Below are 22,029 nucleotides of genomic sequence, written 5' to 3' on the forward strand. Positions count from 1 at the left end.
CGGCGGTCGAGCACCTCGGCGGCGGCACGGGCCGCGTCGGCCGCGTCCACGTCGGTGAGGAGCGGCGCGGCGAGCCGCTCCAGCCGCTCGCCGGTGAGGAAGTCGGTGGCGAAATCGCCTGCGCGGAAGTCGGCGTCGGCGAGGATCCGCACCAGCAGGTCCCGGTTGGTGGTGAGGCCGTGGATCTCGCTGCGGCGCAGCGCCGACTCCACGATGGCGACGGCCTGGCGCCGCGTGGGCGCCCAGGAGATGATCTTCGCCAGCATCGGGTCGTAGAACACCTCCACCTTGGCGTCCTGCTCGGCGACGGAGCTGTCGAGGCGGATACCGGGCCGGCCCGGACCGGAGAACTCGCTGACGACGTCCGGCACCGAGAACCGCCGGAGCACACCGGCGGCGGGCCGCCAGTCGTGGCTCGGGTCCTCCGCGTACAGCCGCACCTCCATGGCCGCGCCGCGGGTCGGCGGCGGCGTGGGGCCCGGTAGTGCAACGCCGGCGGCGACATCGAACTGCAGGCCCACCAGATCCAGCCCGGTGGTCGCCTCGGTGACCGGATGCTCGACCTGCAAGCGGGTGTTGACCTCGAGGAAGAAGAACTCACCCGCGTCGGTGGCGAGGAACTCGACGGTGCCCGCGCCGGTGTAGCCGATGGCCTTGGCGGCGTCCGTCGCGGCTTCGAAGAGCCGCTCCCGCATCTCCGGCAGCCGCTCGACCAGCGGGGAGGGGGCCTCCTCGATGACCTTCTGGTGGCGCCGCTGGATCGAGCACTCGCGCTCGCCGACCGCCCACACGGTGCCGAGGGTGTCGGCCATGACCTGGACCTCGATGTGCCGGCCGCGTTCGAGGTAGCGCTCGCAGAAGACGGTGCCGTCGCCGAAGGCGGACTCGGCCTCCCGCGCCGCGGCCGCCAGCGCCTCCGGCAGCTCGGCGCGCGTGCGTACGACGCGCATGCCGCGGCCGCCGCCACCCGCTGAGGCCTTGACCAGGACGGGGAAGTCGCTGTCGGATACCTGATCCGGGGTGAGGTTGGTGAGCATCGGCACGCCGGCGGCAAGCAGCCGCTCCTTGGCGGCCACCTTGGACCCCATGGCGGTGATGGCCTCCGGCGTCGGGCCGATCCACACCAGCCCCGCGGCGTTCACCGCCGCGGCGAAATCGGCGTTCTCCGAGAGGAATCCGTAGCCGGGGTGGATAGCCTGCACCCCGGTCGCATGGGCGGCGGCGATGATCTTCTCGGATCGTAGATACGTGTCGGCGGGGGCGTCGCCGGGCAGGCGCACGGCCTCGTCGGCCTCCGCGACGTGCAGGGAGTCGGCATCGGCGTCCGAGTAGACGGCGACGGCGCGCAGCCCGCGCGCGTGTGCCGCGGCGATGACCCGGCGGGCGATCTCGCCGCGGTTGGCGACGAGGACGGAGTCGAAGGGCCTGGGGCCGGCGGGGGTGCCGGTGGTTTCAGTCATGGTCTCGTTCCTCACATCCGGAAGACGCCGAAGCGGTCGGTTCCGGCGACGGGACCGTTGTGGATGGCGGACAGGGCCATCCCGATCACGGTGCGGGTGTCGCGCGGGTCGATGATGCCGTCGTCGTAGAGCATCCCGGAGAGGAAGGCCGGCACCGACTCGTTGTCGATCTGCGTCACGATCGCGTCGCGCATCGCCTCGACGAACGCCGGGTCCATCGCCTGCCCGCGGGCCGCGGCGGACGCCGACGCCACCTCGGTGACCACGTCGGCCAACTGCTTCGACCCCATCACGGCGCTGCGCGAGCTGGGCCAGGTGAACAGGAAGCGCGGGTTGAAGGCGCGGCCGCACATGCCGTAGTGGCCGGCGCCGTACGACGCGGCGGCGATCAGCGAGATGTGCGGCACCTCCGAGTTGGACACCGCGTTGATCATCATCGAGCCGTGCTTGATGATGCCGCCGCGCTCGTACTCGGCACCCACCATGTAGCCGGTGGTGTTGTGGATGAACAGCAGGGGCGTGTCGTACCGGTTGGCGAGTTCGATGAACTGGGTGGCCTTCTGGGCCTCCTCGCTGAACAGCACGCCCCTGGCGTTCGCGAGGATGCCGATCGGGTAGCCGTGCAGGTTCGCCCACCCGGTGGTGAGCGAGCCGCCGTACAAGGGCTTGAACTCGTCGTAATCGGAGTCGTCGACGATGCGGGCGATGATCTCGCGGGGATCGAAGGGCACCTTGAGATCCGGCGGGACGATGTCCAGCAGGCTCTCGGCGTCGTAGCGCGGCGGCTTGACGAGTGCCGAGGGCGGAGGACCCTGCTTGCGCCAGTTGAGGCGCCGCACGATGGTGCGCGCGATCCGCGCGGCGTCGAGCTCGTCCTGCGCGAGGTAGTCGCCGAGACCGCTCTGGCGCGCGTGCATCTCGGCGCCACCGAGGGTCTCGTCGTCGCTGATCTCGCCCGTCGCGGCCTTCACCAGCGGCGGGCCGGCGAGGAACACCTTGGACCGCTCGGCGATCATCACGACGTGGTCGCTCATCCCGGGGATGTAGGCGCCGCCGGCGGTGGAGTTGCCGTATACGACCGAGATGGTGGGGATGCCCGCCTTCGACAGCTGCGTGAGGTTGCGGAACATCGCGCCACCGGGGACGAACACCTCCTTCTGCGTGGGCAGGTCGGCGCCGCCGGACTCGACCAGGGAGATCACCGGCAGGCGGTTCTCCTTGGCGATGTCGTTGAGGCGCAGCGACTTGCGCAGCGTCCACGGGTTGGACGTGCCGCCCTTCACGGTGGGGTCGTTCGCGACCACCATGCACTCGACGCCCGCTACGACGCCGATGCCGCCCACGAGGGACGCTCCGACCTGGAAGTCGCTGCCCCACGCGGCGAGCGGGCACAGCTCGAGGAACGGCGACGCGGGATCGAGGACCGTGTCGATGCGCTCGCGGGCGGTGAGTTTGCCACGCTTGCGGTGGCGTGCGACGTATTTCTCGCCGCCGCCGGCGAGCGCCTTGGCGAACTCGCCCTGCAGGTCGTCGAGCTTGGTGAGCATGGCGTCGCGGTTCGCCGCGGCGTCCGGGGCGGGGGCGCTGGTCAGCACCGTCATGTGTGGAAGACCTTCCTAGTCAGCGGGAGCCGTGCCCGGTTCAGCGGTAGCCGAGGCGGTTCGCCGCGAGCGTGGTCAGGATCTGCGTTGTTCCGCCGCCGATGCCGAGGATGCGGATATCCCGGTACTGCCGGGAGACCTCGTACTCGGACATGTAGCCGTGGCCGCCGAACAGCTGCACGGCCTCATTGGTGACCCACTCGCCGCACTCGACCGCGGTGTTCTTGGCGAAGCACGCCTGTGGCACCCACTCGGCGGCCGCAGCCGGGCCGTCGGCGAGTGCCGCCGCGTACTCGTCGGCCACGTAGCGGCTGTACACGCGGGCCACCTCGATCCGGCGGCGCATCTCGGTGACGGTGTTCTGTACGGCCTGCCGCGCGATCAGCGGCTTGCCGAAGGTCTCGCGCCGGCGGACCCAGTCCAGGGTGAGGTCCAGGCATCGCTGGGCCTGCGAATAGGCCTGCACGGCAAGGCCGAGGCGCTCGGTGACGAACGCGGCGCCGATCAGCAGGAAGCCCGAGTTCTCCGGGCCGACCAGGTTCTCGGCAGGCACGCGGACATCGGTGAAGGAGAGCTCGGCGGTGTCCGAGGCGTGCCAGCCCATCTTCTTCAGCGGCTGGCTCACCTCGAAGCCCTCGCGCCCCTTCTCGATCACCAGCAGCGAGACGCCCCCGGCACCGTCGGCGCCCGTGCGCACGGCCGTCACGACCCAGTCCGCGCGGATGCCCGAGGTGATGAAGGTCTTGGCGCCGTTGACGACGTAGTGGTCGCCGTCCCGTCTGGCGGTGGTGCGCAGATGCCCGACATCCGAGCCGCCGCTGGGCTCGGTGATCGCCAGCGAGCTGATCTTCTCGCCCGCCAGCACCGGTCGCACCCACTTCTCGTGCTGCTCGGGCGTTCCCGCGAGGATCAGGTGCGGCACCGAGATGCCGCACGTGAACAGCGAGGCGAACAGGCCCCCGGAGCCGCCCGCCTCGTGCATGGCCTCGCACACGACGAGCGCGTCCTGCGGGTCACCGCCGCCACCGCCGACCGACTCGGGGAACGAGATTCCCAGCAGGCCCAGGTCTCCGGCCTTGCGGTGCAGCGCGCGGGGCAGCAGGCCCGTGGCCTCCCACTCGTCGAGGTGCGGCAGGATCTCCCGCCGGGTGAAGGCGGTGACGGTGTCACGCAGCGCGACCCGCTCGTCGGTGTCCCACTCCGTGGGCATGTCAGGCTCCTTCCAGAAGGCTGACGGGGATGTCGGCGTGGCGCGAACGCAACCACTCGCCGATCCCCTTCGCCTGCGGGTCGAAACGGTACCCGTGTGCCACTCCCTTGCCGAGGATGTCCTCGATCACGAAGTTCACGGCGCGCAGGTGCGGCAGTTCGTAGCGGGCGACCGACAGGTCGGCGGTCTCGGGCAGCAGCTCCCGCAGACGATCGGTGGTGAGATGGCCGCGGAGCCAGGCGAAGGCGGCGTCGGACTCGACCCACGCACCGACGTTGGCCGAGCCGCCCTTGTCGCCGCTGCGCGTGCCGACGATCGCGCCGAGCGGGACGCGCCGGGTCTCCGCCTCGGCGGAGCCTCCGGTCCCGCCGCCGGGTTCATCGGTGGGAGCGGGGAGTTCGGCGGTGCGCGCGGGCGGCGCGATGTCGACGACGGTGCCGTCCGGCCGGTGTGCGCGGTGCGGGACGTCCTCGTTGGGCACGAAGCAGGGCACGTACACGCCGTACGGCGCGCCCTTCTGCGGCGGCGCGGTCGGGGTGGCCCCGGGGTAGGTGGACAGCGCCAGCTCGACGGCCGCCGAGCTGAACGCCCGTCCCACCCGATTGGGGTCGCCGTCCCACGCGACGCAGGTCAGCACCGCCGACGCGGCCGCCTCGGTGGATGCGTCGGGGTGGTCGGTGCGAGCCAGCCGGAACTGCAGATCCGCGGGCGCCGGTTGCAGGGCGTCGCGCAGCTGCGCCTCGAGCAGAGCCGCCTTCGCCTCGATGTCGAGGCCGGTGAGCAGGAACCCCACCTCGTTGCGGAACCCTCCCAGGGCCGTGGTCGCGACCTTCGTCGTGGGGCTGGGCGGCTCGCCGATCGCGCCGGTGATCGCGACCCGATCCGTGCCCACCTGCTCGAGCTGCAGGGAGTCCAGCCGCAGCGTGACGTCGGGGCCGGCGTAGCGGGGTCCGGTGACCTCGTACAGCAGCTGCGCGGTGACCGTGCCCACGGTGACGATGCCGCCCGTGCCGTCGTGCTTGGTGATCACGGAGCTGCCGTCGGACGCGACCTCGGCGATCGGGAAGCCCGGATGCAGGAGCTGCTGAACGGGATGGCGCGCGAAGAACGCGTAGTTGCCACCCGTGGCCTGTGCGCTGCACTCGATCACGTGGCCGGCGGCGACCGCACCGGCGAGGGCGTCGTAGTCCTCCCGGCCCCAACCGAATTCGGCGATCGCGGGCGCGACGGTCAGCGAGGCGTCGGTGACCCGGCCCGTGACCACGATATCGGCGCCGGCGGTGAGGCAGTCGGCGATGCCGAACGCACCGAGGTAGGCGTTGGCGGTGACGGCGCCGGGTACCCCGAGGTCGGCCGCGCGCGCGATCAGGTCGTCACCGTCGACGTACCCGACCGCGGCCGCCACGCCCAGCTCGTCCGCGAGCGCCGACACCTGCCCCGCGAGCGCGGCCGGGTTGAGGCCGCCCGCGTTGACGACGATCTTCACGTTCCGCGAGCGGGCCTCGGCGAGATGCTCCTTCAGCGCCCGCAGGAACGTCTTGGCGTAGCCCGTGCCGGGGTCCTTCAGGCGGTCGCGGCCGAGGATCAGCATGGTCAGCTCGGCCAGGTAGTCGCCGGTGAGGTAGTCGACCGGTCCGGCCAGCATCTCGCCGAGCGCGGTGGCGCGGTCGCCGTAGAAGCCGGAGATGTTGCCGATGCGGATGGGGTCGTGGGTCATCGGGATCCTTCGTCTGTTCCGGTGGCCGCGCGGCCGACGCCGGGCGCGCCCGCGAAGCACTGCGCGATGGTGAGCCAATGGGCGGCGTCGTCGCCCACCGCGACGAGCGCGGTGTCCGCGCGTGCCACGCGCTGGGTGACGAGGCGGCAGAAGTCGAGCAGCGGGCCGGTGACCCGCTGCGCGGAATCGCCCGGGCCGAAGGTGATCTCGGTCCCGTCGGCCGCGGTCAGGAGCACGTCGAACGGCTCGGCCGGCGGCGTCTGGCCGTTGACGTGGTAGGCGTAGTCGCGGGTCTTGTAGCCGATGCGCGCCACGAACGGGAGGGCCTGCGGCGCATCGAGATCGATGCCCGCGGCGTCGGCGATGTCCAGGCCGTGTGCCCAGGTCTCCATGATCCGGGCGGTGGCCATCGTGTGCGGGCGCATCGGCGGGCCGAACCAGGGCAGCGGCGTGCCGGGGTCGGCTGCGGCGAGGGCGGCGACGAGCGCGGCGCGGGCCGAGGCCCAGCGCGCCGGAAGCGCGTCGCCGGCCTCGTCGAGCACCCGCTGCGCGCCTTTGTCGACGAACCCATGCGGGTCCTGGACGGCCAGCTGGACGAGCGCGGCGAAGCCGTCGGCGTCCGTGCCGGCGGCGGCACCACCCGACTGTGCGGCGACCAGGCTGACCTCGTCCGTCCAGGTGAGGTGGGCGACCTGGTGGCCGACGGTCCAGCCGGGGGCGGGGGTGGGAGTGCTCCAGTCGGGGATCGCGTTCGCGACTGCGGCGACGGTGTCGGATGTGGTGCGGAGGGCGTCGAAGACGGTCTCTGCTGAGGGCATGCGTACACCCTGTCAGGCGCGTGAGAAAAAAACAAGCAGTAACGCTTGTTTGTCAGCCGCTCGGTCCGGTCCGCTTCGTCCGAATGTGTCGGAGGTGGGTGTTAGCGTGCCGCCGTGGTTCAACGAAGGCTCTCTGTGAGGGCGTGGGCGGCGCTGCTCGTGGCTGTGCTGACGGCGGTATCGGTGGCGTGCTCGGCCGTGGGTGACAGACGGGCTGAGCAGGCCGGCGCGACCGGCGCGGTCTCGACAGCGGGCGCGCCGCCGGGCAGGGCGACGGTGGCGGCCGCGGGAGATCCGCTGGCGGGGATCAGGATCGTGGCGGCGCGCGCGAAGGCGCCTGTGAGGTACCGGCGGGCCGCGTTCGGGGAGGCGTGGACGGACGACAGCGGGGCGGCCCTGGGCCACAACGGTTGTGACACCCGCAACGACATCCTCGACCGAGACCTCACCGACAAGACCTACGTGCACGTGCACAGCTGCCCGAGGGCGGTCGCGACGGGGACTCTGATCGACCCCTACACCGGGCAGACCATGCACTTCGTTCGGGGCCCGAAGACCTCGGCGAAGGTGCAGATCGACCACATAGTGCCGCTCGCCTACGCCTGGGACATGGGGGCATACGCGTGGGACGACGCGAAGCGGACCCGGCTGGCGAACGACCCGCGCAACCTGGTCGCGGTGGACGGGCCGTCGAACGACAACAAGAAGGACAGCCCGCCCGGACGTTGGATGCCGAGCAACGAAGGCTTCCACTGCCAGTATGTAGAGCAGTTCGCCGGGATCAGCCGCGAGTACGGGCTGTCCGTCGACGCGGGCAGCGCGGCCGTGATCCGGCAGGTCGAATCAGTTTGCCGCGGTTAGGCGCTCGGCTCGGCGACCGGTGGCAGGTGGCTTCTGGCGCAAGGCCTGCCCCGCAGCCCTCGACACCGTCGTCGTCGTATCCCCGCCGGCTTTAGGGGACCAGACCGCGCGGCGGTCTCCGACGGATCCCACTCGGGCTCGGCCGACGGTGTGGTGTCGGACCGGCGTGGGGTCGGCTGGCGCGGTGGTGGTTGAAACCCGCTCGAGTCCAGGCTCGCTGGGCCCCGAGGGATGCGCTTCCATGGATGGTGGGCCGCTCCCGTCGTCTGGCCGACGGGGGTGCGATCCGACAGTGCAGCGTCCCGGGATCAGAGAAGGAGTTCGCAGATGAGCAGCTACCAGGTACGACAGATCGTCCTGTCCACCGAGAACCTCGACGAGTCGATCGCGTTCTACGAGGGACTCGGATTCGCCCTGAAGTTCCGGGACGGCGCCCATTACGCGGCTCTGGACGGCGGCTCGGTGACGATCGCGCTCGCGACGTCGATCGATCACCCCATCCCCGGGAAGGTCGTCGTCGGCATCAAGACCGAGGACGTGGACGCCGCGGCCAAGGCGATCGAGGAGTCCGGCGGCGCGATCGTGCGGGCCGCGTATGACGACGCCCACGAACGTCGCGCCGTCGTGTACGACAACCAGGGCAACGGCCTGGTGTTCTACCAGCCGCTGCAGCGCTGATCACGACAGCGGCGGCTGGCCGCCGAACACCGCGACGTTCGCGCCGACCTGAAGATGGTCGAAGTAGTACCGCGCGTCGGCCCAGCTCAGGTGGACACACCCGTGCGAGCTGGACGTCAGGGAACCCTCGTGGAATGCGACTCCGCCGGGCGCGAAGAAGACGGCGAAAGGCATCGGTTCGTCGAACTCGTCACTGGTGAGTGACACGGCCTTCCACTGCACGCGGTAGAAGCCCTGCGGGGTCACCTCACCGCCGTGCGTGTCCGCGGTTCCGGGCATCACGGGAACGGGCCCGTAGGTGATCTGGCCGTCGTGCTGCAGCCAGCTGATCCGCAACCGCGTGTCGACGCAGGCGTCGGCACCGGGAGGGCAGGTCTCGAACGGCGGGCGGGCGACCGAGGACGTCGACGTCGAGAGCGGGGCCTCGGGCCGCGCCGCGGCCGTCGCCCCCGGACCCCGACTCGAAACCTCCGCGAACACGACCACCGCAGTGAACGCGATCATGCAGATGATCACCGCGACCCGCAGCACGGGTCCCAGCCCTTGTCTCCGTCGAGTCCACAGCTCACGCACTAGACCATTGTGGCGATCGATCCGATTGCTGGCGCGAAGGAGCCGCCGAACGATGGTGGTGTCGGCGATCGGGCGGGCCCGAGACCTGTGCGGAATCGTGGGTCAGGCGTCGGCGATGCGGTCCAGCCACTCGCGCATCAGCGCCTGCTCCGCCGGGCTGAGGGCGGCGAGGGCACCGTCGTCGGCCCGCAGGCGGAGCGCTGCCGCGCGCCCGCCCGGGTCGGGAGGAGGGGCGCTGTCGGTGAGGATCGCGGTGGCCAGTGCCTGCCATGCCGCGGTGGCCAGTCCCGAGTCGTCGCCTCCGTCGGGGAGTTCGAGGAGCGCGAGGACCACGCCGAGGCCGATGGCGTGGACGAGGGCGACGGCCCGCGGCTCGGGGACGCGTAGCCGGCCCGCGGCGGCGACGCGGTTGATGCGCTCGCGGAGCACCGCGATCCCGCGCTCCTCCGTCGCCGACCGCGGGCGCGACGGATCGGAGAAGATCGCCGTCAGGCCCGGATTGGCGGTCCCGAACTCGAGGTGTGCGACGAACGAGTCGTGCAACTCCTGCACCGGATCGGTCGCGTGGTCGACGCGCTTCGCGTCGACGTAGTCGGCGAAGACCGCGTCCGCCACCGCCTCGAGCAGGCCGTCCTTGTCGCCGAACAAGCGGTAGATCGTCGGTGGTTGGACGTCTGCGGCGGTCGCCACCGATCGAGTGGTCACGGCGCTCGGGCCGCCGGCCGCGAGCAGCTCGACCGCGGCGTCGACGATGCGATCGCGCACGAGGTCGCGGTCGGGTCGGGCGATCGGCATGGTTCCAATGATAGCCACGAGATGTTATCGGTGAAATATCGATGGTACTGTAAATATGATTCCATTGATAACAGGAGGTCGGAAGCATGATCGTTGTGACCGGGGGGACCGGGGCGCTCGGCGGCGCCGTCGTACGCGAGTTGCTGCGCCGGGTGCCGGCCGAACGGCTGGGGGTGAGCGTCCGCGACCCCGGTAGGGCCGATGCCCTGGCCGCGCGTGGGGTCCGGGTGCGGCGCGGCGATTTCGCGGACCCGGCGACGTTGGCCGACGCCTTCGAGGGGGCGTCCAGTGTGCTCATCACCTCCATCGACGCGCTGGGCCCGGACGCGGTCGCGCAGCACGTCGCGGCGGCCCGGGCGGCGGCGGATGCGGGAGCCGGGCGGGTCTTCTACACCGCGCATCAGAACAGCCTGGCGGACTCGGCTTTCGCCGCCGCGAGCGATCACGCCGCGACCGAGGCGGGGATCGCGGAGATCGGTATTCCGTGGACGTCGCTACGGAACGGCTTCTATGCACACACCGTCGGGCTGCTCACGCGCGGCGCGGCCGAGACCGGGGAGATCGCGCTGCCCGCGGACGGGCCGGTGTCGTGGACCGCGCGCGAGGACCTCGCGGCCGGTGCCGCGGCGCTGCTCGCGGCGGACGTCACGGGCGCCCCGACATTCGACGGGCCCACGCCTGCGCTCACCGCCGCACAGGCCGTGACCTTCGACGACGTCGCCGAGACGGTGTCGACGGCGAGCGGGAACACGGTCCGCCGCATCGTGATCGATGACGACGACTGGGTGGAACGGATGGTGGGTGCGGGGATGCCGCGGGCTGCCGTGGAGCTGATGCTGGGTCTGTTCGTGGCCGCCCGGCGGGGCGACTTCGCCACCGTCGACCCAACGCTGGGCGAGCTGATCGGCCGGCCGCCGCGCACCGTCGGCGACGTGCTGGCGGCCGCCTGACCGGCTGCCGGCGCTTGCTAACGCGCAGTCGGGTCCGCGCGCAGCCCGGCGACGAGGAGGTCCAGGACACGACCCCGTTGCCCGGGATCCGCTGCGGTGCTGGTGGTCCCGAGCATGGCACCGAGCAGTGCGACGGTGACGTCGTCGGCCTCGACGTCCGCGCGCAGGGTCCCATCGGCCGCACCCGCCGTCAAGAACCGGCCGACGGTGCCGCGGACCCGCTCGCGCGTATCGCTCGCCGCTATCGCGCCGGACGTGAGCGCCTGTCGGAACGCCTCGGCCATGCCGTGCTTCGTCGCGACGAAGGCCGCGTACCTATCGACCCACCGTCGCAGCGCGACGTCGGCCGGATGCGTCTCCAGCAGCGTCGTGGCGCTCGCGACGACGTCGTCGAGCTCGGACCGGTACACCGCCTCGACCAGTGCCTGCCGGTTCGGGAAGTTCCGGTACAGCGTGCCGATGCCCACCCCCGCGCGGCGGGCGAGGGTGTCGAACGTGACGTCACCGTCGCCCGCCGCGAACGCGTCGCGCGCCGCCGCGAGCAGCTTGGCGCGGTTGCGCAGCGCGTCGGCGCGCGGCCGCTGCGGTGGCGCGGGAGTGGCATCGGCAGACAAAGTGGAGGGTCCTCCGGTTGGTGGTATGGTCGGGATTAAGCGGAGGTTCCTCCGCTTAATCCCCAGTATCGCACGACGACGGGAGCCCCCCCATGAATCACACCGCCGCGACCGGCCGTCCTCGTCCGGGTGGCGAGGCCGATCTCGCCGGGCGGTCCGTAGCCAGGATCGGTTACGGCGCCATGCAGCTCGAGCGCCACCGTCGGGACCCCGCCGCGGGCGTCGCGGTCCTGCGTCGCGCGCTCGAACTGGGCGTCGACCACATCGACACGGCCGACTTCTACGGCGCGGGCTTCGTCAACGACCTGGTCCGCCGTGCGGTGCCGGCCGACGACCGCACCGTGATCGTCTCGAAGGTCGGCGCGGTGGCGGATCCCGGTGGGCCGTACCCGATGCGCCCCGCGCAGCGGCCGGCCGAGCTGCGTGCCGCGGTCGAGGACAACCTGCGCTCCCTCGGCCGCGAGTCGATCCCGGTGGTCAACCTCCGCCGCCTCGAGATCGGGCCCGGGCTGGCGGCCGAGGGGGACCAGGTCGTGGACCTCGACGACCAGCTGGCAGAGATGGTGGCGCTGCGAGACGAGGGCAAGATCGATGCGATCGGTCTCAGCGCCGTCACCGTCGAAACCCTCAGGCGCGCACTGCCTGCCGGGATCGCATGCGTTCAGAACCCGTACAACCTGCTCGACCGACGGTTCGAGGGCGCGCTCGAACTGGCCCGGCGGGAGGGAATCGCCTGGGTCCCGTTCTTCCCGTTGGGATCGGCCTTCCCCGGCTTCGCGAAGGTCACGGACCAGCCGGCGGTCACCGCGGTCGCCGCCGAGATCGGGGTGAGTGCCGCGCAGGTCGGGCTCGCATGGCTGCTCGGGCACGCCCCCGGCATCCTGCTGATCCCCGGAACCGGTAGCGTCGCGCACCTCGAGGCGAACGTCGCGGTGGGCGAGGTACGCCTGGACGAGCGCAGCACCGCGGCGCTCGACGCCGTGGGCGCGGCCACGATCACTGCGCCGATCACGCCGCCGGGCTGGCCCGCCGAGGCGCGCTGACCCGGATTCGGTTGCGGGAGGGAGTCCGGGGCTACCAGCGGTAGTCGAGGAACTTGCCGTCCAGGGTGATCACGACCCGGTCTCCGTCGGGGTGCGGGCGGCGCGCCACGTCGAGCTCGAAGTTGATGGCGCTCATGATCCCGTCGCCGAACTCCTCGTGGATGGCCTCCTTGATCGCCGGGCCGTACACGCTGACCACCTCGTACAGGCGGTAGATCGTCGGATCCGACGGTGCGCCACCGTCGAGTGTGCCGCGGTACGGCTGCTTCTCCAGCGCCTCGACCACGGCCTCGTCGAGCTCGAGCAGGCGGCCGATGGTGCCGGCCTCCTCGTCGGTGAGCGGGTGTTGGCCCTGTAGGGCGGCGATCGTCCACACCAGCGGGCGGCCGATCTCCTCGGCCAGCTCCCGCCACGTGATGCCGCGCCGGAATCGTTCGGCGGCAACGATCTCCGCCGCCTGCTGTTTGGTCATGTACTCCGCCATACGTCCTCCTCGACCGGCATCGGCTGCTCCCAGCGTCGCAGTCGGAGCGGGATCGCGCAGGGTGTCCGGCGGGATCGGCGTGTCGTGGGTCACGCGGCGCGGCTACAGGAGGGCGTGGGCCAGGGCGGCCCAGTCGGAGCGCGGCGGCACGGCGACGGCGGGCCCGAGGACCTGGATGAGGACGGTGTCGGCACCCGCGTCGAGGTGCTCGTGGGCGCGCGCCACCGTCGTCTCGAGGCCGTGGGTGACGAGCGCCGCCTTGAGGCGATCGCTGCCCCCGCGCACGAAGTCGTCGTCCGAGAAGCCTTGGCGCACCCAGGATCCACGGTAGTTGGGCAGGCCCGTGTAGATGTTCAGGTGGTCGTGCGCGCGGCGGCGCCACTCGTCACCGTCGGCGTCCGGGTCGACCACCGCGGCCTGCTCGACCACGAGCAACGGGCCCGCGCCCAGCTCGGCCCGGGCGCCGGCGGTGTACTCGGGCGTCACGAGGTACGGATGCGCACCGGCGGTGCGGTCGCGCGCAAGCCCGAGCATCCTGGGGCCGAGTGCCGCGAGGACCACGGGTGGCAGGCTCTGCTCGCCGGGCACGGCCGCGGGCGCCCGGTCCAGCGCGTCGAGGAACTCGCGCATCGCCGTCACGGGTCTGCCGTAGCTGTGCCCGCGCATCCGCTCCACCAGCGGTGCGTGGGAGACGCCGAGGCCCAACACGAACCGGCCCGGGTACGCGGCCTCGAGCGTGCGTGCGGCGGCGGCGGTGGATACCGCGTCGCGCGCGTAGATCGACGCGATGCCCGTGCCGATCGCCATCCGCCGCGAGGCGCCCAGCCAGGCCTGCGCGGCGGTCATCGCCTCGCGGCCGTAGGCCTCGCCGAACCACAGGCTGCCCCAGCCCTGCTCGTCGAGTTCGGCGACGACCTCCCGCGCCTCGCCGAGCGGCACCCCGTCCAGTACACCTGTCCAGATTCCGAAGCGGCCCAGCGGCGGTGTCGTCATGACCACTTCTATACCCCATACCGGTGCAGGTCTCCGCAGACCTGCCCTGCCACCGTCGCCGTCCCGGATACGGGCCTCGCGGCGCTCCTGGGGTCGTTCTGCGGAGATGCGTCCTCGGGGCGCGCACGGTCGGTGCGGTCGATGTCCGTATCCTGGTCGGATGAGCACGCCGACCGACACCACGGACCGGACCGATCCCGCAGGCGGCGACGTCGTCGCCACCGTCCAGCGGCTGGCCCGCGCCGCCAAGGCGGCGTCGCGGAAGCTCGCCGGGCTGACCACGGATCAGAAGAACGCCGCGCTGCATGCGGCCGCGGACGCGATCCTGGGCGCGGCACCGTCGGTACTCGCGGCGAACGGGGAGGACGTGGCCCGCGCTCGCGCCGCCGGCACCGAGGAGAGCCTGATCGACCGGCTCGCGCTGACGCAGGCCCGGATCGACGGCATCGCGTCGGGGTTGCGGCAGGTGGCCGGGCTGCCGGACCCGATCGGGAACGTGCTGCGCGGCTCCACGCTGCCCAACGGGCTGGAGCTGCGGCAGGTCGCGGTGCCGATCGGCGTGGTGGGCATCGTGTACGAGGCGCGTCCCAACGTCACCGTCGACGCCTTCGGGCTGACCCTCAAGTCGGGCAACGCCGTGCTGCTGCGCGGATCGAGCTCGGCCGCATCGTCGAACGCCGCACTGGTCGCCGTGCTGCGAGACTCGCTCGCCACGTCCGGCATCGACCCCGACGCCGTGGCGCTGCTGCCATCGGACACCCGCGCGTCGGTCACCGCTCTCATCCGTGCCCGCGGCCTGGTCGATGTGGTGATCCCGCGCGGCGGCGCCGGGCTGATCGCCGCCGTGGTCGCCGAGGCGACGGTGCCGACCATCGAGACCGGCGTGGGCAACTGCCACATCTACGTGCACTCCGCCGCCGACTCGGAGATGGCGCTGCGGTTGATCCTCAACGCCAAGACTCGGCGGCCGTCGGTGTGCAACACCGTCGAGACCGTGCTCGTGGACCGGGCGTGCGCACCGGGCCTGCTGGACTCGCTGCTGTCGGCATTCCAGGCCGGGGGGGTGATCGTGCACGGCGACGAGGCCGGCATGGTCCCCGCGACGGAGGCCGACTGGGCCGATGAATACCTGAGCCTGGACATCGCGGTGAAGCTCGTCGACGGTCTCGACGACGCCGTCGCGCACATCGACCGGTACGGCACCGGGCATACCGAGGCCATCGTGACCGGCGATCTCGCGGCGGCACGCGCCTTCACCGCGCGGGTCGACGCGGCCGCCGTGATGGTCAACGCCTCTACCGCCTTCACCGACGGCGAGCAGTTCGGGTTCGGCGCCGAGATCGGCATCTCGACCCAGAAGCTGCACGCCCGCGGGCCCATGGGACTGCCCGAGCTGACATCCACGAAGTGGATCGTCACGGGCGATGGGCACACCCGGCCGAAGTAGTCGGGAGCGGAGCGAGCGGACCCTCACCGGAGTAGTCGTCGGCGGAGAGTACGTTGCTCGCATGGGAGCCATCAACGAGAAGATCGAGTTCGACATCGATGCGCCTGCCGAGCTCGCGTACGCGACGCTGCTGGACATCGATTCACTGCCCCGGTGGTCGTCGTCGCACAAGAGCGCCAAGGTGCTCGAGCGCGACGCGAACGGCAGCCCCAGCCTCGTCGAGGTGGAGGCCGGGCTGGTGGGCATCACCGACAAGCTGACCTTCAAGTACGAGTTCACCGAGAACAAGTGCGCGTGGGACACCGTCGGCGAGGGTATGGCCGTGCGCGCGCAGGGCGGGTACTACCTGCTCACCCCGAAGGACGACGGCACGGTGCATGTGCTGGTCGACATGTACATCGACCCCAAGGTGAAGTTGCCCGGGTTCGTGATGAAGAAGGGCGTCAAGATGGCGGCCGACATCGCGTCCAAGGGATTCGCCAAAGAGGTGCTGGCACGGAAGGCGAAGTCCTGACCGGCGCCGGGAGCGGAGCGAGCGGGTCGCATGTCGCCGGCGCCGGGAGCGGAGCGAGCGGGTCGCCGGTGACAGCTCCGGCGCCGAGCGGGTTGTTCGCGAGCGTCGAGGACGTCGCGGCAGCGCTGGCGGAGACCGGCTACATCCCGTCGAAGGCCACTGCGACCGCGGTGTTCCTCGCCGACCGCCTCGGTAAGCCGCTGCTGGTCGAGGGGCCCGCGGGTGTTGGCAAGACGGAGCTGGCGCGGGCGTGCGCGCAGGCTCGGGCAGCGCGGTTCGTGCGGCTGCAGTGCTACGAGGGCATCGACGAGGCGCGGGCTCTGTACGAGTGGAACCACGCCAAGCAGATCCTGCGGATCCAGGCCGGCACCGCCGCGGGCGCCAGCGGAGGCGACTGGGACGAGACCCGTTCGGACGTGTTCGCGGAGGAGTTCCTGCTGCCGCGGCCGCTGCTGCAGGCGGTGCGGGGGACCGGGCCGACCGTGCTGTTGATCGACGAGGCGGACAAGGCGGATCTCGAATTCGAGGGCCTGCTGCTCGAGGTGCTGTCCGACTACGCGGTGACGGTGCCCGAGCTGGGTACGATCGTCGCCGAGCGGAAACCCCTGGTGTTCTTGACCTCCAACGCGACCCGCGAGCTGTCGGAGGCGCTCAAGCGGCGCTGCCTGTACCTGCACATCGACTTCCCCGACACCGAGCTCGAGCTGGCGATCATCCGCAGCCGGGTGCCGGAGCTGCCGGAGACGTTGGCGCAGCAGCTGCTCCGCGTGATCACGCGGCTGCGCGGCATGGAGCTGAAGAAGAAGCCGTCGGTGTCGGAGTCGATCGACTGGGCGCGCACGTTGCTCGCGCTGGGCGTGGCGAAGAACCCCAATGCCGCCGTCGATCGGACGGCGCTCGCGTCGACGCTCGGTGTCGTGCTCAAGCACCGCGCCGATATCGACACGGCCACAGCGGCTCTCGGGCTGTAGCGGTGGCGACGGGGTCCGGGCGGGGCGAGGTCGCAGCCTACGGGCTGCGGCTCGACGAGCACGTGCACGACTTCGTGCGCGCGTTGCGCGGCCGCGGGCTCGCGATCGGGCCGTCGGAGGCGATCACCGCCGTCGAGGTACTCGGCGTGCTCGACCTCTCCGACCGCGCGCAGCTGCGCGCGGGTCTGGCGGCCGTGCTGCTACGGGAGTCGCTGCACCGCAAGGTGTTCGACGTGGTCTTCGATCTGTGGTTCCCGTCTCGGCCCGGGTTGGGTGCGCCGGCAACCACCGCCGTGGACGACGCGGGCACGGCACCGTCGACGCCCGATGGTGACGTGGCGATGCCGGGTGCCGGGAATCCCGACGAGGTGCGCGACGCCCTCCGGCAGGAGGCGATCGCCGCGCTGGTGACCGGCGGCGACCACGACGGGATCGTGTCGCAGATCGTCGAACAGCTCGGCCGGTACCGATCCGGCACGGGCACCGCGTATTCCGCGTATCAGGCGCTCAAGGCGTTGAACCCGCAGACGCTGATCGCGGCGATCGCCGACGGCCTGCTGGCTGCAGCGAGCGAGGAGGGGGCGGCGCCCGGTTCGTTCGAGTACGAGTCGGCGCGTGCGGTGGCCCGCGAGCGCGTCGCGGGGCTCTCGGAGCGGGTCCGCGAGCTGACCCAGGTGGCGATGGCGGCGCGTAAGGGCGCCGAGAACGTGGTCGAGTACGCGGCGCCGAAGCTGCCCGAGAACGTGGCGTTCTTCTCCGCCACCCGCACCGAGCTCAAGCGGATGGAGGCGACGGTGCGCCCACTCGCCCGGATCCTCGCCACACGACTGATGGTGCGGCGCAGGCGGGCCCGCCGTGGCCCGATCGATCTGCGGCGCACCCTGCGCCGCTCCATGTCCACCGGCGGCGTGCCGATCGACCTGGTGCACCGGAGGCCGCGGCCGAGCCGGCCCGAGCTGGTGCTGCTGTGCGACCTGTCCGGGTCGGTGGCCGGGTTCTCCAACTTCACACTGCTGCTGACGCATTCGCTGCGCGCCGAGTTCTCGAAGATCCGGGTGTTCGGGTTCGTCGACGGCGTCGACGAGATCACCGACTACATCGACCCCACCCGCGCGTTGACGGTGGACTCCGTGGTGGGCATGTTCGACCGCGTGATCCGGGAGACGAAGGTGTCGCGGTTCGGGGGATCGGACTACGGCGGGATGCTGCGCCGGTTCGTCGACGAGTTCCCCGACGCCGTCACCCACCGCGGGACCCTGCTGATCCTCGGCGACGCGCGCACCAACTACACCGATCCCGCTCTCGACTCGCTGGTCGAGCTCACCGAGCGTGCGCGGCACGTGTTCTGGCTCAACCCGGAGCGGCGCGGGGCGTGGGGGACCGGTGACTCGGTGGCGGACCGGTACGGCGAGATCGTCGACATGTACGAATGCCGGACCGCGGGCCAGTTGGCGGACGTGATCGCGCGACTGCTGCCCGTGTGACGGGCCGCGGCGGGATCGCACCCGGCAGCAGGTTGCCGATGGTCCGCTGGGCGGCCCGTCCGCCGGCCGCTGCGCGGAGACCCTCCTGTGCCGGGTTCGCACGCCGCGACGGTTGCGCTCGGGCGGGACGACCCGGCACCGTCGGGCACCGGCATGCCCCATACGATTGATCCTCATGTCCCCCGAGCAGTCCGTGTCCCTGCCGGCCTCCGGCGCGCGCCGACGGGTGGGGGTGATGGGTGGCACGTTCGATCCCATCCACAACGGGCACCTCGTGGCGGCCAGTGAGGTTGCGGACCGGTTCGGGCTCGACGAGGTGGTGTTCGTCCCCACCGGGCGGCCGTGGCAGAAGCGGCAGGTGACCGCCGCCGAGGACCGGTACCTGATGACGGTGATCGCGACGGCGTCCAACCCGCGGTTCTCCGTGAGCCGCGTCGACATCGACCGCGCGGGCGACACGTACACCGTGGACACCCTGAAGGACCTGCGCTCGCTGCGTCCCGACACCGATCTGTTCTTCATCACCGGCGCCGACGCGCTCGCGTCGATCCTGTCGTGGCAGGACTGGGAGGAGATGTTCTCGCTGGCCACGTTCGTAGGCGTGACCCGTCCGGGCTACCACCTCGCCGCGGATCACCTCAGCGATGCGCAGCGGGATAGATTGTTCCTCGTCGAGGTCCCCGCGTTGGCGATCTCGTCCACGGAGTGCCGCGCCCGCGCCGATGCGGGCCGGCCCGTGTGGTACCTGGTGCCCGACGGCGTGGTGCAGTACATCGCCAAGCGGAGGCTGTACTCGAGCCGGCCCGAACGTGGGCCCGGCCCGGAGGCGCCGATGGTGGGCCCGGGAACCCCCGACGACCGAGGAGGAATGTGACCGCATCCGAGGGTGCCCGAGCGATGGCGACGATCGCGGCGCGGGCGGCGAGCGACAAGCTCGCGACCGACGTGGTGGTGCTGGACGTGTCGGAGCAGCTGGTGCTGACCGAGTGCTTCGTGATCGCGTCGGCGGCCACCGAACGGCAGGTGAACGCCATCGTCGAGGAGGTCGAGGATCAGCTCCGCGAGGCGGGGTACAAGCCGACCCGGCGCGAGGGCACACGCGAGGGTCGCTGGACCCTGCTCGACTACCTCGACATCGTGGTGCACGTCTTCCATGAGGAGGAGCGGCAGTTCTACGCGCTCGAGAAGCTGTGGAAGGACTGCCCCGTGGTCGAGGTCGAGGCATAGGCGCCCGGACGGGGGAGAGGGAACGATGAAGGTGGAGGACGACCTCGACTCGTCGATCGAACGGATGACGCCCACGGTGCGCCGCCTGCTGCTGCTGCGGCACGGCCAGACCCCGTACAACGCCGAGGCCCGGATGCAGGGGCAGCTCGACATCGAACTCACCGACCTCGGACGGCGGCAGGCCAAGGCCGCAGGTGCCGCACTCGCCGACCGCGACCCGCTCCGCATCATCTCCTCCGACCTGCAGCGGGCCAAGGACACCGCCGACGCGGTGGGCGCCGCGACCGGCGTCCCCGTCACCACGGACGTGCGGCTGCGCGAGACCATGCTGGGTGAGTGGCAGGGCAAGAGCCACGTCGAGGTCGACGGCTACATGCCCGGTTCGCGTGCGCGGTGGCGCGACGCGCCGACGTGGGCACCGCCCGGGGGCGAGTCCCGACTCGACGTGGCGACGCGTGGGCTGCCGCTCGTCGATGAGCTCATCGCCGGGCTGCCGGAGTGGGGCACGAGCGAGCGCCCCGTCATCCTGGTGGCACACGGCGGCCTGATCGCCGCGCTCACCGCGCGCCTCCTGGACCTGCCGCTGGAGAGCTGGCCCGTGCTCGGCGGCCTCGGCAACTGCAGTTGGGTCCAGGTCAGCGGCCACGGCGACGGGCCCCGCTGGCGCCTGGACGTATGGAACGCCTCCTCAGACGTGGCGCACGACGTGCTGTGACGGCTCCCATCTCCGCTCGCCCCGGTCGTCTCCTGGTCCTCTGCGATTCGCTCGGGTACTACGGCCCCCAGGGCGGGCTCCCCGCCGACGACCCCCGGATCTGGCCGAACCTGGTCGCCGGGCGGCTCGGGCTGTCGGCGGAACTGGTGGGGCGCGTCGGGTGGACCACGCGCGACGGCTGGTGGGCCGTCACGCAGGATCCGCGGGTATGGGCCGCGATGCCCGAGGTCGACGCGGTCGTGCTGGCGCTGGGCGGTATGGATTCGCTGCCCTCGCCCGTACCCACCGCGTTGCGGGAGTCCATCCGATATATCCGGCCGGCCGCACTGCGGGCACGCGTGCGGGACGGTTACGGGCGGATGCAGCGTCGGTTCGCCCCGGTCGGGTGGCCGATGGCGTTGCCGCCCGCCGTCACCGTCGAGTACCTGGAGCGGATCCGCGCCGCGGTGACGACGCTCCGGCCTGCGGCGCCCCTCGCGGTGCTCGCGCCTCCGACGCACCGGGCCTACGCCTACGGGTACGCCCACCCGGGCCGGGCCCGGACCGACACCGCGATGCGGCGGTGGGCCGACCGTGCCGGGGTCGCCTACATCCCGGTCGGCGACCTGAGCGAGTGGGCCTTCGACCTGGGGGCCAACAACATCGATGGGATCCACTGGTCGTTCGACGTGCACCGCCGGGTCGCGGACCGGGTTGCGGCGGCGCTGGGCCCGGAGGTGCAGCTGTGACGGTCATCGTGGTCACCGACGCGTCGGCCGCGCTGGGGGCCGAGGGCTTCGCCGCCGCGGGCATCGCGGTGCTGCCGCTGCACATCCTGACCTCGGCCGGGGAGTTCCTCGACGACGGCTCGCCGCTGCCTACCGAGTGCTTCGTCGCCGACGGGATCACCACGTCGGGGCCGGCGCCCGGAGAGGTGCGCGCGGTGCTCGACGCAGCGCTGGCCCGCTCGGGCGGCGACGGTGTGGTGGCGGTGGTGATGTCGTCGCACCTGAGCTCGACATACTCCGTGACCAGTAGCGTTGCCGACCAGATCGGCGGCCCGATCACCGTGATCGACTCGCGCAGCATCGACATGGCATTGGGCTTCGCGGTGCTGGAGGCCGTGCGGGTGGCCGCGACCGGCGCTCCCCGCGAGGAGGTGGCCGAGGCCGCGCACGCGGTACTCGCCGAGTCCGAGGGCTACTTCTGCGCCGCGACCCTCGAGCACCTGCGTGCCGGTGGGCGGGTGAGCGTGGTGGCTGCGCTGCTGGGCGGCGCACTGTCGATCGTGCCCGTGCTGCGGATCGCCGACGGCCGGATCGCGACCGTGCGCAAGACGCGCACCGTCGCCCGCGCCCGAACCCAGGTCACGGACCTCGCGGTGGCGCATGCCGGTGAGGCGCCGGCCCGCATGGCGGTGCACCACGTGACCGCGCCGGCCGCGGCGGAGGCGGTGGCGGCCGAGCTCAGGCGGCGTGTGCCGGCGCTGGAGCAGCTGGTGGTGGGCTCGTTCGGGGGGACGATCGCCGCGCACCTCGGGCCCGGCGCGCTGGGGGTGTCGGTGGCACCGGTGCGGCCGTAGACGGGGGTCTTCCGGGTCGCCCTGTACACCCCGGGTACGACACGTGGCACCGACGCGGGGCCTGTTGTCCACAGATCCGGAGTTGTGCACAGACCGGGCTCTGAGGGCCGCTCGGGCAGGATTCCGGGACGGTGTGCGCGCCTACGGTGCGGACATGGATCAGAGACGACCCGAGACGGATCCGGAGAGGTCCGGAGAAGACCTGCTCGACACCGAACCCGCCTGGCTCGGCGAGTTCGCGCCGCGGTCGCAGCGGGGCGGGCTCGCGGCCGACGGCGAGCGGAGCGGGAGCGGCGACAGCGGCGAGCGGGGC

The 22,029-nt window shown here is 71.8% G+C and carries 23 protein-coding genes; 13 read left to right on the forward strand and 10 right to left on the reverse strand.

Annotation, left to right across the window (positions count from 1 at the left end; genetic code table 11):
- The 5 genes from ABD908_RS20960 to ABD908_RS20980 all read right to left on the reverse strand — a co-directional run.
- Positions 1 to 1,460, reverse strand: a 1,460-nt coding sequence (locus tag ABD908_RS20960) for an acetyl-CoA carboxylase biotin carboxylase subunit (RefSeq protein WP_344999626.1), incomplete at its 3' end; no start/stop codon positions are given.
- A gap of 11 nt (positions 1,461 to 1,471) precedes the next feature.
- Positions 1,472 to 3,061 (reverse strand): acyl-CoA carboxylase subunit beta, encoded by a 1,590-nt coding sequence (locus ABD908_RS20965; RefSeq protein ID WP_344999628.1) that lies wholly within the window; start codon positions 3,059 to 3,061, stop codon positions 1,472 to 1,474.
- Between the two features lie 40 nt (positions 3,062 to 3,101).
- The gene (locus ABD908_RS20970; RefSeq protein ID WP_344999630.1) at positions 3,102 to 4,271 is read right to left on the reverse strand and encodes an acyl-CoA dehydrogenase family protein; all 1,170 of its coding nucleotides are present in this window, start codon (positions 4,269 to 4,271) and stop codon (positions 3,102 to 3,104) included.
- Between the two features lies 1 nt (position 4,272).
- A complete protein-coding gene (locus tag ABD908_RS20975; protein ID WP_344999632.1) occupies positions 4,273 to 5,988 on the reverse strand; it encodes an acyclic terpene utilization AtuA family protein in 1,716 nt (571 codons plus the stop codon).
- A complete protein-coding gene (locus ABD908_RS20980) occupies positions 5,985 to 6,806 on the reverse strand; it encodes a TIGR03084 family metal-binding protein (RefSeq protein WP_344999634.1) in 822 nt (273 codons plus the stop codon). Before ABD908_RS20980 ends, ABD908_RS20975 begins: the two co-directional genes overlap by 4 nt.
- A 135-nt stretch (positions 6,807 to 6,941) precedes the next feature.
- Here ABD908_RS20980 and ABD908_RS20985 point away from each other — a divergent pair, with 135 nt between their 5' ends.
- Positions 6,942 to 7,667: an HNH endonuclease family protein gene (locus ABD908_RS20985; protein ID WP_344999636.1), complete on the forward strand. Its 726-nt coding sequence runs from the start codon at positions 6,942 to 6,944 to the stop codon at positions 7,665 to 7,667.
- A 327-nt stretch (positions 7,668 to 7,994) separates the two neighbouring features.
- Complete coding sequence (locus tag ABD908_RS20990; RefSeq protein ID WP_344999638.1) at positions 7,995 to 8,345, forward strand: VOC family protein; 351 nt, start codon at positions 7,995 to 7,997, stop codon at positions 8,343 to 8,345.
- Here ABD908_RS20990 and ABD908_RS20995 read toward each other — a convergent pair whose 3' ends face one another.
- A complete protein-coding gene (locus ABD908_RS20995) occupies positions 8,346 to 8,918 on the reverse strand; it encodes a L,D-transpeptidase (protein WP_344999641.1) in 573 nt (190 codons plus the stop codon).
- Between the two features lie 102 nt (positions 8,919 to 9,020).
- Complete coding sequence (locus tag ABD908_RS21000; protein ID WP_344999643.1) at positions 9,021 to 9,713, reverse strand: TetR/AcrR family transcriptional regulator; 693 nt, start codon at positions 9,711 to 9,713, stop codon at positions 9,021 to 9,023.
- An 86-nt stretch (positions 9,714 to 9,799) separates the two neighbouring features.
- Between ABD908_RS21000 and ABD908_RS21005 the strand changes: the two genes are divergently transcribed.
- Entirely contained in the window at positions 9,800 to 10,663 is an 864-nt protein-coding gene (locus tag ABD908_RS21005; RefSeq protein ID WP_344999645.1) for an NmrA family NAD(P)-binding protein, read from the forward strand.
- A gap of 17 nt (positions 10,664 to 10,680) precedes the next feature.
- Here the strand turns inward: ABD908_RS21005 and ABD908_RS21010 are convergent, their stop codons facing one another.
- Positions 10,681 to 11,277, reverse strand: a complete 597-nt coding sequence (locus ABD908_RS21010; protein ID WP_344999647.1) for a TetR/AcrR family transcriptional regulator — start codon at positions 11,275 to 11,277, stop codon at positions 10,681 to 10,683.
- A gap of 92 nt (positions 11,278 to 11,369) precedes the next feature.
- Here ABD908_RS21010 and ABD908_RS21015 point away from each other — a divergent pair, with 92 nt between their 5' ends.
- The gene (locus tag ABD908_RS21015) at positions 11,370 to 12,320 is read left to right on the forward strand and encodes an aldo/keto reductase (RefSeq protein WP_344999649.1); all 951 of its coding nucleotides are present in this window, start codon (positions 11,370 to 11,372) and stop codon (positions 12,318 to 12,320) included.
- Positions 12,321 to 12,351: 31 nt separating this feature from the next.
- Here the strand turns inward: ABD908_RS21015 and cynS are convergent, their stop codons facing one another.
- Positions 12,352 to 12,804: a cyanase gene (gene cynS, locus ABD908_RS21020; RefSeq protein WP_453911632.1), complete on the reverse strand. Its 453-nt coding sequence runs from the start codon at positions 12,802 to 12,804 to the stop codon at positions 12,352 to 12,354.
- A 102-nt stretch (positions 12,805 to 12,906) separates the two neighbouring features.
- Positions 12,907 to 13,797 carry a TIGR03620 family F420-dependent LLM class oxidoreductase gene (locus ABD908_RS21025; protein WP_344999651.1) on the reverse strand — a complete coding sequence of 297 codons (891 nt, stop codon included), beginning with the start codon at positions 13,795 to 13,797 and terminating at the stop codon, positions 12,907 to 12,909.
- A gap of 160 nt (positions 13,798 to 13,957) precedes the next feature.
- Here ABD908_RS21025 and ABD908_RS21030 point away from each other — a divergent pair, with 160 nt between their 5' ends.
- From ABD908_RS21030 to ABD908_RS21070, 9 genes are all read left to right on the forward strand, one after another.
- On the forward strand, positions 13,958 to 15,244 hold the full coding sequence (locus tag ABD908_RS21030) for a glutamate-5-semialdehyde dehydrogenase (protein WP_344999653.1): 1,287 nt from the start codon (positions 13,958 to 13,960) through the stop codon (positions 15,242 to 15,244).
- Between the two features lie 61 nt (positions 15,245 to 15,305).
- The gene (locus ABD908_RS21035; protein WP_344999656.1) at positions 15,306 to 15,758 is read left to right on the forward strand and encodes an SRPBCC family protein; all 453 of its coding nucleotides are present in this window, start codon (positions 15,306 to 15,308) and stop codon (positions 15,756 to 15,758) included.
- A 68-nt stretch (positions 15,759 to 15,826) separates the two neighbouring features.
- Complete coding sequence (locus tag ABD908_RS21040; RefSeq protein ID WP_344999658.1) at positions 15,827 to 16,729, forward strand: AAA family ATPase; 903 nt, start codon at positions 15,827 to 15,829, stop codon at positions 16,727 to 16,729.
- Between the two features lie 2 nt (positions 16,730 to 16,731).
- Positions 16,732 to 18,213 carry a vWA domain-containing protein gene (locus ABD908_RS21045; protein WP_344999660.1) on the forward strand — a complete coding sequence of 494 codons (1,482 nt, stop codon included), beginning with the start codon at positions 16,732 to 16,734 and terminating at the stop codon, positions 18,211 to 18,213.
- Positions 18,214 to 18,388: 175 nt separating this feature from the next.
- Complete coding sequence (nadD, locus tag ABD908_RS21050) at positions 18,389 to 19,087, forward strand: nicotinate-nucleotide adenylyltransferase (RefSeq protein WP_344999662.1); 699 nt, start codon at positions 18,389 to 18,391, stop codon at positions 19,085 to 19,087.
- Positions 19,084 to 19,440 carry a ribosome silencing factor gene (gene rsfS / locus ABD908_RS21055; RefSeq protein ID WP_344999664.1) on the forward strand — a complete coding sequence of 119 codons (357 nt, stop codon included), beginning with the start codon at positions 19,084 to 19,086 and terminating at the stop codon, positions 19,438 to 19,440. The genes nadD and rsfS overlap by 4 nt, the downstream gene beginning before the upstream one ends.
- A 25-nt stretch (positions 19,441 to 19,465) precedes the next feature.
- On the forward strand, positions 19,466 to 20,155 hold the full coding sequence (locus tag ABD908_RS21060) for a histidine phosphatase family protein (RefSeq protein WP_344999666.1): 690 nt from the start codon (positions 19,466 to 19,468) through the stop codon (positions 20,153 to 20,155).
- On the forward strand, positions 20,152 to 20,883 hold the full coding sequence (gene octT / locus ABD908_RS21065) for a diglucosylglycerate octanoyltransferase (protein ID WP_344999668.1): 732 nt from the start codon (positions 20,152 to 20,154) through the stop codon (positions 20,881 to 20,883). The genes ABD908_RS21060 and octT overlap by 4 nt, the downstream gene beginning before the upstream one ends.
- Positions 20,880 to 21,716, forward strand: coding sequence for a DegV family protein (locus ABD908_RS21070; protein ID WP_344999670.1), 837 nt, complete (start codon positions 20,880 to 20,882; stop codon positions 21,714 to 21,716). Before octT ends, ABD908_RS21070 begins: the two co-directional genes overlap by 4 nt.
- Positions 21,717 to 22,029 lie beyond the last annotated feature (313 nt).

It is taken from the genome of Tsukamurella soli (assembly GCF_039541155.1).
In the GTDB taxonomy this organism is placed as follows: Bacteria; Actinomycetota; Actinomycetes; order Mycobacteriales; family Mycobacteriaceae; genus Tsukamurella; species Tsukamurella soli.